10 protein-coding genes are annotated in these 11,673 nt (G+C 49.2%); 4 read left to right on the top strand and 6 right to left on the bottom strand.

Annotated elements, in window-relative coordinates:
- Nucleotides 1-91 precede the first annotated feature (91 nt).
- Nucleotides 92-283 (bottom strand): hypothetical protein, encoded by a 192-nt coding sequence (locus tag NSQ73_RS31375; RefSeq protein ID WP_039296893.1) that lies wholly within the window; start codon nt 281-283, stop codon nt 92-94.
- Nucleotides 284-477: 194 nt separating this feature from the next.
- Here NSQ73_RS31375 and NSQ73_RS31370 point away from each other — a divergent pair, with 194 nt between their 5' ends.
- Complete coding sequence (locus tag NSQ73_RS31370; protein WP_340990714.1) at nt 478-1,791, top strand: putative DNA modification/repair radical SAM protein; 1,314 nt, start codon at nt 478-480, stop codon at nt 1,789-1,791.
- Nucleotides 1,791-2,654 carry a TIGR03915 family putative DNA repair protein gene (locus tag NSQ73_RS31365; RefSeq protein WP_340990063.1) on the top strand — a complete coding sequence of 288 codons (864 nt, stop codon included), beginning with the start codon at nt 1,791-1,793 and terminating at the stop codon, nt 2,652-2,654. The genes NSQ73_RS31370 and NSQ73_RS31365 overlap by 1 nt, the downstream gene beginning before the upstream one ends.
- Nucleotides 2,655-2,698: 44 nt before the next feature.
- Here the strand turns inward: NSQ73_RS31365 and NSQ73_RS31360 are convergent, their stop codons facing one another.
- The 3 genes from NSQ73_RS31360 to NSQ73_RS31350 form a co-directional block, all read right to left on the bottom strand.
- A complete protein-coding gene (locus NSQ73_RS31360) occupies nt 2,699-3,109 on the bottom strand; it encodes a hypothetical protein (RefSeq protein WP_340990062.1) in 411 nt (136 codons plus the stop codon).
- Between the two features lie 267 nt (nt 3,110-3,376).
- Nucleotides 3,377-5,761, bottom strand: a complete 2,385-nt coding sequence (locus NSQ73_RS31355; protein ID WP_039296889.1) for a phosphoketolase family protein — start codon at nt 5,759-5,761, stop codon at nt 3,377-3,379.
- A gap of 314 nt (nt 5,762-6,075) precedes the next feature.
- Complete coding sequence (locus NSQ73_RS31350; protein ID WP_042132808.1) at nt 6,076-6,798, bottom strand: GntR family transcriptional regulator; 723 nt, start codon at nt 6,796-6,798, stop codon at nt 6,076-6,078.
- A gap of 154 nt (nt 6,799-6,952) precedes the next feature.
- On the opposite strand from NSQ73_RS31350, the gene NSQ73_RS31345 reads away from it, so the two are divergent.
- Both NSQ73_RS31345 and NSQ73_RS31340 read left to right on the top strand, forming a co-directional pair.
- The gene (locus tag NSQ73_RS31345) at nt 6,953-7,918 is read left to right on the top strand and encodes a hypothetical protein (protein WP_340990060.1); all 966 of its coding nucleotides are present in this window, start codon (nt 6,953-6,955) and stop codon (nt 7,916-7,918) included.
- A gap of 279 nt (nt 7,919-8,197) precedes the next feature.
- On the top strand, nt 8,198-10,579 hold the full coding sequence (locus tag NSQ73_RS31340; RefSeq protein WP_340990058.1) for a GH36-type glycosyl hydrolase domain-containing protein: 2,382 nt from the start codon (nt 8,198-8,200) through the stop codon (nt 10,577-10,579).
- 115 nt (nt 10,580-10,694) lie between these two features.
- On the opposite strand, the gene NSQ73_RS31335 is transcribed toward NSQ73_RS31340, so the two are convergent.
- Together NSQ73_RS31335 and NSQ73_RS31330 are read right to left on the bottom strand one after the other, a co-directional pair.
- Nucleotides 10,695-11,105, bottom strand: a complete 411-nt coding sequence (locus tag NSQ73_RS31335; protein WP_340990056.1) for a hypothetical protein — start codon at nt 11,103-11,105, stop codon at nt 10,695-10,697.
- Nucleotides 11,098-11,547, bottom strand: coding sequence for a LytTR family DNA-binding domain-containing protein (locus NSQ73_RS31330; RefSeq protein WP_340990054.1), 450 nt, complete (start codon nt 11,545-11,547; stop codon nt 11,098-11,100). The genes NSQ73_RS31335 and NSQ73_RS31330 overlap by 8 nt, the downstream gene beginning before the upstream one ends.
- Nucleotides 11,548-11,673 lie beyond the last annotated feature (126 nt).

Below are 11,673 nucleotides of genomic sequence, written 5' to 3'. Positions count from 1 at the left end.
CCCCAAACCATGAAAAAAGACACCTGTGCGGGTGTCTTCAAATGTTCTCGCATACGATTCGTTTCACCCGGGAAATTTACGGACCCTCTATTTATTTGCGGCGGCGGCTCTTCATCATACGGTTATACATTACAAGAGCGGCAACAACCATACCAAGCATGGCGACGCTGCTTGCCGATTCCTGCGACATCCCAAACATCAGACAAATACTTGAAACCAAGGTTCTCGTAAGCAACGCAACCGCAATCAGCATGATTGGCCGCCAAATGTTATATCCTCTCATTCCCAGCAACACTCCTAACCCAATTTTCAGAAACAGTACAGTTCTAAATGCTATGAACCATTAAAAACTATTATAGCATAATAAGGAATGCGCATACATTCTGCACGGGTAACCGGCACATAGAGATGCCTTTGACAAGAACATACGTTCGTTATATACTTTCCTCTATGAGGGGGATTGTGACCGTGGATGTTATGGAGAAACTTGAGATTCTGACCGCTTCAGCGAAATATGATGTAGCCTGCACTTCAAGCGGTTCAGACCGCAAAGGCCAGGCCGGAAGTTTGGGCAGTACTGCTGCAATGGGCATCTGCCACAGCTTTGCGGCGGACGGCCGCTGTATTTCACTGCTGAAGGTGCTTATGACCAACGCCTGTGTCTATGATTGTGCCTATTGTGTCAACCGCAAATCCAATCCCGTCCGCCGGGCGGCTTTTACCCCCGAAGAGATCGCGGATCTTACCATGCAGTTCTACCGCCGCAATTACATAGAAGGGCTGTTCCTCAGCTCAGGGATTATGCGCAATCCGGATTATACAACCGAGCAACTGATAGCAGCACTGGAGCTGCTGCGGAATGTGTACCACTTCAACGGCTATATTCATGTAAAAGCGATTCCCGGAGCTGACGACGCCCTGCTGTCCAGACTCGGACTGCTTGCTGACCGCATGAGCGTCAATATCGAGCTGCCCTCGCAGGAGAGTCTCGGGGTTCTCGCTCCCGACAAGAGCAAAGTATCCATTCTGAAGCCGATGGGGCTGATTAAAGACCGGATTACGGAGAACAGCTCCGATATCGTTAAATATAATCACGCTCCCCGCTTCGCTCCCGCCGGCCAGAGCACACAGATGATTGTGGGCGCCTCGCCCGATACGGATTATCAAATTCTGAATCTAACGGAGGGCCTGTACAAGAAGTACGCATTGAAGCGCGTGTTTTTCTCTGCCTATACCCCGGTGATCGAGGATTCGCTGCTGCCCTCTTTGGACACCGAACCTCCGCTGCTGCGGGAGCACCGTCTCTATCAGGCTGATTGGCTGCTGCGCTTCTACGGCTTTCAGGCAAGCGAATTATTGGACGAAGCCGTACCCAACTTCAATCCGCTGCTTGATCCGAAATGCAGCTGGGCCGTTAACCACCGGGAGCAGTTCCCGGTTGAGATCAACCGCGCTCCGTATGAAATGCTGCTGCGTGTACCCGGTATCGGCGTAAGGAGCGCACAGCGGATAGTGAAGGCAAGACGGGCGGGAACGCTGGATTTCCAAGCGCTGAAGAAGCTTGGCGTCGTGCTCAAGCGGGCCCAATTCTTCATCACCTGCAAGGGCAAACCGCTGGAAGGGCTGAAAGTCAGTGAACATACCCTGCTTCGTTCACTAATGTCCGGCCAACAGCTGGCCCCCTATCAGCCGCACCAAGTTGAGCAGCTGACCTTGTTCGACGACCACTACGCAGCGGCCTTGCCGGCTGCAGGAGGATGGGCGGAATTCAAGAAAGGAGCGGAAGCCTGATGTTCAAGCCGTCCGCTCTGGCTTATACCTATGATGGCAGCTTTGAAGGGTTGCTGTGCTGTGTATTTGAGAGCTATACCTGGAAGGAAATTCCGCTTGCAGTTCATTCAGAAGGTGCTGAGCAAGGCCTGCTGCTGGAATCGAAGTGGATCGAAACTGACCACGCCAAAGCGGAGAGAGTCCTGAAGTCTATCCCGCTCCGGATCAGCCCTGAAGCCGAGGAACTGGTCCGTCTGGGGTTCTGGTCACACACACCGGGGAAGGAACTGCTGTTGCTGAATTTTCTGTATCTCGGCTTCAAGCATGGCCGCAAGGTGATGAATATGCTGGCCGATGATACGGTACACGCCTTACAGAAGGCGGTTCAGCAGCTTCGGCGGGAAGGTCATCTGTATCTGGGGTTTGTCCGTTTCTCTGTATACGGTCCGGTCATGGCTGCGGTCATTGAACCGCAGGGATATATCCTTCCGGTCATTCAGGAGCATTTCTGCGACCGGTTCCAGGGCGAGAGCTTCATGATCTACGACCAGACTCATGAAGTAGCGCTGATTCATGAACCCGGACGGGAGGCTATCATTCCGCTAAGCGGATGGATAGCACCCGAGCCGGATGAAGCAGAAGAAGCCTATCGCCGCTTATGGACAGGCTTCTATCATGCGATCGGGATTAAAGAACGCCGAAACGACCGCCTGCGCACCTCACTGATGCCCAAGCGGTACTGGAAGCATATGGTTGAGATGAACGGCAGCAATGGCGTCCCTGCACTCGCTGCTGCGCAGCGGAAGAAGGCGTTACAGCCGGAGCCGCCGAAGACCATCGACCCGCTCCCGGCTTCACTCAGACAAACAAATACTCATACTTAAAGGATAATCCCATTTTCCATTTAATTTGGTCACCTTTACTGCTGCTAACGAAGGTTTGCCGGAACTCCTTGTTCACTTGCATAACGGGGATGGACATCCGCACATTTCAGCTCCTCACCAGAGAATCTAATCCATACATAATCATCATACAGAACGCCATGCGTCTTTTTCACAATATCGGTACGAACATATTCTTGCAACCCCAAGGATTGCAGTATTTTATCGATGTGATGCCGGGTACGCGGTACACAGCGGGACTCGAAATAGTCCAGTACATCCCCAACGGAGACCTTAGCTTTACCCGGAAAAGGCAAAAAAACAGGCTCAACCTTATCATCTTGCCAGACATCAACCGTTTGATTTATATAATCCAGTTTCACTTTGGCAATCACCCGGTCATGCTCTAACACCTCAAACTGAAGAGGAGGAGCTATGAACCTATTCATTTTCTTCATCTGCAGCCTCCTGATTATCCAAAATACTAGTAGCCTTGCTTTACACTAGTATAGTCTAAAAACCGCCGTAAATCCTTCATTCGTCAAAGGTTCCGATCGTTCGAGAGCCCAGTAGCTTTTTTGACAAAACGCTCACAAACAAGCTTACCCGGCAGCTTCATATTATCCAGCACAAAAAGAGTGCCCCGCAGTCATTATCATGACCACCCGGAGCACTCCCCTCTTGAGAGCTTACTATTTAATTCAAATTACACGTATGAACGTTAATTAGTTCAAAGCCTTCCATACCCAGTTCTCAACCTCTGGAAGATCGATGCCTTCTTCACGGATGTATTGGTTATGTTTCTTCACCATGGCATCCATTTCATCAGCAATCGCCTGATATTTGCCGGCCTCCGGCAAGCTCAGCACAGCTTCCTTCGTGAGGTCGAAGCGGTCCATCTGGTTGAGTACACGCATATCGAACGGTGTAGTGATGTCGCCATTCTCGCGGTATCCATGTACATGCAGGTTATGGTTGTGGCGGTCGAAGAACAGATCTTTGATCAGGCCTTCATAGCCGTGGAATGCGAAGATGACCGGTTTATCCTTTGTGAAAAATTGATCAAACTCCTCGTCAGATAAGCCGCGCGGATCGAGCTTCTGGCTTCTCAGCTTCAGCAGATCTACCACGTTGATATAGCGGATTTTCAGCTCAGGCAGCTTCTCATGCAGAATCGAAATTGCAGCCAAGCTCTCCATAGTAGGTTCTGTACCCGACGAAGCAATAACCACATCCGGCTCTCCGCCCTTGTCGGTGCTTGCCCAGTCAATGATTTTGAGGCCTTTGTCCACCAGTTCCTGAGCTTCATCTGCCGAGAACCACTGCGGACGCGGGTGCTTGGAAGATACAATCAGGTTGATCTTCTGACGGTCATTCAGAATGGTGTCGAAGACGGCCAGCAAGGAGTTGGCATCCGCCGGCAGATACTCACGGATAAATTCCGGCTTTTTGTCAGCCAGGTGACCCAGCAGACCCGGATCCTGGTGAGTGTAACCGTTATGATCCTGCTGGAACACGGTTGATGTGGCAATAACGTTCAAGGATGGAATATCTGCGCGCCAAGTTTGATCTGTAGCCTTGCGCAGCCATTTGAAGTGCTGGGTAATCATCGAATCAACAACGCGCAGGAACGCTTCATAGCTGGCGAAGAATCCGTGGCGTCCGGTCAATACATAACCTTCCAGGAAGCCTTCCGCCTGATGCTCGGATAATTGGGAATCAATAACACGGCCGTAAGGAGCCAGGAATTCATCCTGCGGTTCCTGGATGGAATCCATCCACTGGCGTTTCGTTACCTCAAACACAGGTCCCAGACGGTTCGACATCGTTTCATCCGGTCCGAAAATTCTGAAGTTGCGGTTCTCTTCATTGAGCGTTACAACCTCTTTCAGGTATTTGCCCAGTACGGCCATATCTTGCGCAATCACTTGACCCGGAACGGAATTATCCAGTGCATAGTTGCGGAAATTCGGCTTGTGCAGATCTTTAATCAGGTTACCGGCGTTAGTTACAGGGTTCATCCCCATACGTCTGTTGCCTACAGGCAGAATCTCAGCCAGATCAGCGTTCAAACGGCCATTCTCATCAAATAATTCTTCAGGTCTGTAGCTGTTCAGCCATTCGAGTAATGCCGGTGCATGCTTCATGTTCTTCTGATCTACCGGAATCGGCACCTGATGGGCCCGGAAGGAGCCTTCATTCGGCACACCGTCCCACGCTTTCGGACCGGTCCAGCCTTTAGGCGTACGGAAGACCAGCATCGGCCAAGCAGGGCGTGTGGTATCGTTATTTTCACGGGCATTCTTCTGAATCGCTGCGATCTTCTCAATAATGGTGTCCAGAACCTTAGCCATTTCCGGGTGCATCAGATCAGGATTCTCGCCTTCCACGAAGAACGGTTCCCAGCCGCTTCCTGCAAAATAAGCCGTTAACTCTTCTCTAGACATCCGGGACAGAATGGTCGGGTTGCTGATCTTGAAGCCGTTCAAATGCAGAATCGGCAGCACCGCGCCATCTGTAATCGGGTTAATGAACCGGTTGGAGAACCAGGAAGCCGCCAGAGGTCCGGTCTCTGCTTCGCCGTCACCTACAACAACTGCCGAGATCAGGTTCGGATTATCCAGAACTGCACCCACACTGTGAGACAAGGAGTAACCCAGCTCGCCGCCTTCATGAATCGATCCTGGTGTTTCTGGGGCAGCATGGGAAGCCACTCCGCCCGGGAATGAGAACTGTTTGAACAATTTCTTCAGTCCAGGGATATCTTGAGTGATCTGCGGGTAAATCTCAGTGTAGCTTCCGTCCAGATAGGAGTTGGATACCATAACCTGGCCGCCATGGCCCGGACCTTCAATATAGAACATATCCAAATCATATTTAGTAATTACGCGGTTCAGATGCGCATAGATAAAGTTCTGCCCAGGGATTGTGCCCCAGTGTCCGATCGGCTTCACTTTTACGTCTGCGTCCTTCAAAGGTTCTCTTAACAACGGGTTATCCTTCAAATAGAGTTGACCCACGGAGATGTAGTTAGTTGCGCGCCAGTAGGCATCAAGCTTTGCCAAATAAGTTTTAGAAGAATAATCCACCTGTGCGATTGATAATCCCATTTCTTCCACTCCCTAATTTTTATCTTTGTATTTTGAATGTATCACTTCTACAGTTACATCATACTCCTGGCTTTAATAAATTCAATCTTTTTAGCAATTGATACGGTCCAATATTGTGAAATTTTGAACATAGTATGAAGTTCGCAGCAAATTAGTTATAAAATGAGGATTATTTTTATAACTATGTATGAGATTGTAATTTATTTCACAAACCTTTTTTCAACCTCCATCCCCTTCTGGAACTTCCTGGGGCAAACCAAAAAGACCGGAACTATCTTCCCGGTCTTTCGTGATTACATTATTCTTATCTTTCCTTAATGAACAGACACGAATGTGTTGAATTTCAGGTACTGGTAATGGAAGCGCATATGCGAGAATTCAAACGGCGTCCCGTTATCCAGGAAGAAGATTCCTTCCATGATTCCAACAGGCTCATTCTCCTTCAAGTGGAGCAATTCCTGATCACTAGGCAGAGAAGGCTCGGCAAAAATAGATAAAAAAGATTTGGTAACCGCCAGATTGCGCGACTCCTCCAGATAATGAAAGATCGATCCTTCGATAATCGCCATATCGAGATCCTGTACGATTTTAATCGGAATATATCCGGTCTCAATCATAAAGGGCTCCTCATCAAACAGGCGCAGGCGGACAATTTTATATACGAAATCATGAGGCTGCAAGAACAAATCACGCTGAAGCTCTTCTGTTGGCCGGATAACCTCGAAATTCAGTACTTTGATCTCGGGCTTCTTGCCATGCATTTGAAAGTTGTCGGAGACCCCCAGATTAGAGCCTTCGTAATTAAAAATCGAATCGTTTTTTATGTACAGCGGGTTAATAAAGGTTCCCGATCCGCGTTTCTTAAAAATAATGCCGTAGCTCTCCATCTTGGTCAGCGCACGCTTAATGGTACTGCGGCTAACCTGATACGTTTCACTGAGACTACGCTCATCCGGCAATCTCATATCAGCAAACCGTCCCGCAAAAATCTTCATTTTGAGGTCATCAATAATTTGCTTGTAGACAAATTGTGTCATGTGGTACTCCTTCGTCGGGCCCTGCATTAAACTTCAATATTAAATATATCATATTAAGATGAATGATAGCGTTCAAATTTCAAACCTGAAACCCCGCCTGTCAAAGCGCGTACATAGAACTGGAAATAAATATATGACCAGGGGGAAATACAAAATGGAGAGAAAATTTGTTATCAGTTTGATCATTGCTTTTATGGCGCTGACGGGGTGCAGTTCGGATAAAAACACGGCAGAGTCTCCGGCGTCTACAGCTGCTGCTTCGGCAGAAACACAGGCTTCTTCAGTGATTCCTTCAGAGACACCCGCGCCTGAGCCTACTATCGCACCAACACCTGCACCTAAAAAACTGACTGATACAGAAGCTGTGGCGCTTGAATACGTCAACGTCTTCTTAAACGGGTCAGATGGTGAAGCGAAAAAGGTCTTTATCACTGACAACGTCTATCCGGATGCTCAGCCGCTGTTTCAAATGATTCAATCCGTAGAAACACCTGATGACCAGAAACTCAAGAGCCCCCAGGTTCTCGAGTCCACGCATTATTCTGATGAAGGCGGTATGAAAGTTGAGGCCGTGTTAATCCAAGGGCAAAAAGCCTCTAATTCCAAAAGCGAATTAATCGTTCTTATCAGTGACCAAAAAATTATCTGGGCAACAGATTCATCAGACCAGGAAACATTCGGCGAAGCAAGAAAGGTCTTCAAAGAGCCCCTCCCGGAAGCTTCGTTATCAACCGTACCTGCTCCTAGTGAAATGTTAAGAGATATCCGGAATTTCGTAATCTCCGACGTGTGGAACGAGGGATTTGTTGACATCCATTCCTATATGATTAGCGGGACCGGCAGTACAGGACAGAGTCTGGATATCAATTTCACCGTTGAGCAGCTGGCCAAGACCATGGATAAGAAAAAGGAATACGACAGCTATATCACCGGTCTTGATTCCAAGTATGATTCTCTTAAACAGGTCTGGACGAAGCTTTCCTCCGAAACTGATCGTCTATACAGCCTGGTTCAACAGAATCCGCCCAAAGCCAACGATACCACCGCGAATTTTGATACCGGAATCTTCAATCAGTATTTGGAGGCCTTTGAGAAGGAAGTAGACGCCGCAATCAAATAATTGCTAATTAAAAAAGCAGTCCATCTCCTTAGGGGGCGGGCTGCATTTATCTATAGATGCTTATTTATCAATGCTCCCCATAATCATATCCATGTGATTACAAGGATCCAATATAACAAACAGCTATAAAAATATTATATTGTTTGCTTTTTACACTAAAAATTAGGGTTTCTTAGTAGGCTGGAACTGTCTTATAATGAGATTGGGCGGGAAATTCCAACCGTTTGTGAACGCGTGTTTACACTCCTGCCTGTCATCCACTTTGTAGGAGGAATGGTTATGCAATACGGTCATTTTGACGAAAAGAACAAAGAGTATCTCATCACGAAGCCTAATACACCTGCCCCTTGGGCCAACTATCTTGGCTCGCCGGAATACGGCGCGATTATCTCAGGAAATGCCGGAGGCTACAGCTTCGTGAAGTCCGGGGCCAACGGACGGCATCTCCGCTACCACTTCAACTCTAAGGACGAGCCGGGACGCTACATTTATGTAAGAGACCTGGAGAACGGGGATTATTGGTCCGGCTCCTGGCAGCCAGTGGGTAAAGATCTGGAACAATACCAATCGGTATGCCATCATGGAACCGGATACACGAACATCGTCTCTGATTACGATAACATCCATACGGAATCGTTATACTATGTGCCGCTGAACAAAACCTATGAGGTATGGCGGATGAAGGTGCGTAATGACGGCACCAAACCCCGGAAGCTGGCTCTCTTCGGATTTGCCGAACTGACCAACAATAACAACTATGAGCAGGATACCGTCAACCTGCAGTACACCCTGTTTATCTCACGCACCTACTATAAGAATAATATGATCCTTCAGGTCATCAACGAAAATATCCCCGAAGAGCAGAGCTGGAGATTCTTCGGCGCAGCCGGCGCGGAAGTTACCGGTTACGACGGCGACCGCGATACCTTCCTGGGCGATTACCGCAGCTACGGGAACCCGGCTTCCGTTGCGAACGGCGAATGTTCCAATTCACTCAACTACAATACCAATGCCTGCGGCGCCCTGCAGATCAATGTGGAGCTGCAGCCGGGAGAAGAGAAAGAAGTCGCCTTCCTGCTGGGACAGTATGATGAGCGGGGTGCGTCTGAGATTCTGAGTCACTACAAGGATTTGTCTGTGGTAGAGAAGGAGCTCGAAGAACTGAAGGCGTTCTGGCACAGCAAGCTTAACCGCTTCCAGGTTCAGACCCCGAGCGACAATCTGAACAATATGATCAACACCTGGAATGCTTACCAGTGCTTCATTACCTTCATCTGGTCGCGTGCTGCCTCCTTCCAGTACTCCGGTCTGCGTAACGGGCTCGGCTACCGGGATACCGTGCAGGATATTCAAGGCATTATCCATCTGGATCATGAGATGGCCCTTGAGCGCCTACGACTGATGATTTCGGCCCAGGTCTCCAATGGCGGCGGACTGCCACTCGTCAAATTTGATCATAATCCGGGCCATGAAGGCACACCGGACGACCCGGAATACGTGCGGGAAACCGGACATCCCCATTATCGTGCGGATGACGCCCTGTGGCTGTTCCCGACGGTTATCAAATACTTAAATGAAAGCGGTAACTGGGGCTTTACGGATGAAGTAGTTCCTTATTCGGATAAAGGCGAGGATACCGTATATGGACATCTGCGCCAGGCCTTGCAGTTCAGCCTAGACCGCATGGGTGCACACGGGATGCCGGTTGGGCTGCATGCCGACTGGAACGACTGTCTGCGGCTTGGAGCTAAAGGGGAGTCTCTGTTCGTTGCCTTCCAGCTGTACATGGGCTTCAAAGTATTCATGGAAATTGCCCGGAATAAAAACAAGCCGGAAGATGTAGAGTGGGCACAGGCGCTGCTCGAAGAGCTGGACGGCAATATTCAAAAGCATGCCTGGGAGAATGACCAGTTCGTCCGCGGGTTCACCGAAGACAACTATACCATCGGCTCCTGGGAGAACGATGAGGGCAAAATCTGGCTGAATCCGCAAAGCTGGGCGGTTCTCAGCGGCGCTGCCCGTCCGGAACAGGCCAAGCTCTCCATGGATAAAGTGTACGAGAATCTGCGGACCGATTACGGCTCCATGATTTTCTATCCGCCGTTCCGTAAATACGGTCTGCCTGTAGCGCTAATGGCCCTCTTCAACGCCTCCACCAAAGAGAACGGCGGGATCTTCAGCCAGCCGCAGGGTTGGCTGATTCTGGCCGAGACGATGATCGGTAACGGCGACCGCGCGTTCGAGTATTTCCTGAACTGCAGTCCGGCCAGCATGAACGATCAAGCCGAAATCCGTAAGCTGGAGCCATACGTACATGGCCAGTTCGTAGAGTCCAAAGACAGCCCGTACCAGGGCCGGGCACATGTCCACTGGCTCACCGGTACCGCCTCGACCGTTATGGTCTCTCTGGTAGAGGGCATTATGGGGGTTCAGCCGCAGAAGGATGGCCTCCGCCTGAATCCGTGCGTCCCTTCCGACTGGACAGAATTCTCTATGGTGCGGGAATTCCGCGGCAAGAAGCTGAACATCCGGGTTGAGAACAAGAACGGCGTGCAAAAAGGGGTATCGCATATCGTCATTAACGGCGAACAAATTCAGGGCGACCTGATTCCGGTTACCCAATTGGCAGCAGAGAACGATGTGCTGGTTGTTATGGGTTAACGTTTGTTATGGAATAACGTTTAGGGATAGACAAGGAGAGCGGACCGGTTACGGACGCTCTCTTTCTTTTTGCGGTATAGCAGACATTTCCTCTGTGGCCCCCGCAGACTCCGGTCTACTTCAATATCTTATTCAACTCCGCAGCTTGTTTCTTACTGTTCAATCTGGCATAGAAGTAGAACGCAATTGTATGCAGGACAACGGATAACAGCAGCATTGCAGGCAGCCATGGTCTGATATGGTTGAACATATCTACAGAGAACAGCCACACCATCCCCATTCCGCCTGCTATACTGAGGGTCGAAGAAATAAGAATGTTCCACAGCGGCCGTAGCGTGAAATGATTCCACAGCACATTGTACATGACTCCGAAGATCCCCGCAGCAATAACAGCGATACCCGCAAGCCGCCAGAGATACAGCATATCCAGCGATTGCTCCCGGAAGAAGACCGTAAGCAGCAGTGTGATCCATAACGAAGTTAAGGTGAACACCTGAAAAAACGACTGTTTCAATTGATTAGCCATGATAACTCCTCCTGAAATTATTCATATAGTAACGGCTGACATAATAATATGAACCATCTGTCAAATTCACTTTTATCCGGGCATTATCTGTGGCTGAGAATTCTTTAATGTAACTGGTGTTGATGATGGTCTGATTATTGATTTTCATGAACCGGGGTGAATCCAGCACTTCCAATGCGAATTTCAACCGTGTATTCAGCAGAAACATTTCTCCGGTAATAACACGTACACTGCACATCCGGCCTTCCGGCTCTATAACTGCAATGGTGCTGGTCACAATCGTAACATTCCGGTCGTTCTTGGCGTTGATTACCAAGATCCGTCTCTCCGCCGCCTGAATGGCTGCTTCGATATTTCCCCATTGCCCCTGTTCAGCCGGGTGGGTGACTATTTTCGCAATTCCTTGCCCCATACCTGATTCCGCTTCAAAAATAATATCCAAGCTGCGCTGCCTCCTCTCAGATTTCATATTAGTATCAAAAAGGAGCAATGACCACCATTCTACGTTTTCTTGCATATATTCGTCGGTTTGTTTCAGGAGAGATATTCCCCCTGCTCCCCAGACACA

Origin of the sequence: Paenibacillus sp. FSL R10-2736, from assembly GCF_038000245.1 — a bacterium.
Classification (GTDB): Bacteria; Bacillota; Bacilli; order Paenibacillales; family Paenibacillaceae; genus Paenibacillus_AQ; species Paenibacillus_AQ phytohabitans.
Note: the sequence above shows the minus strand (reverse complement) of the source record. Positions and strands in the feature narration are given on the sequence as shown.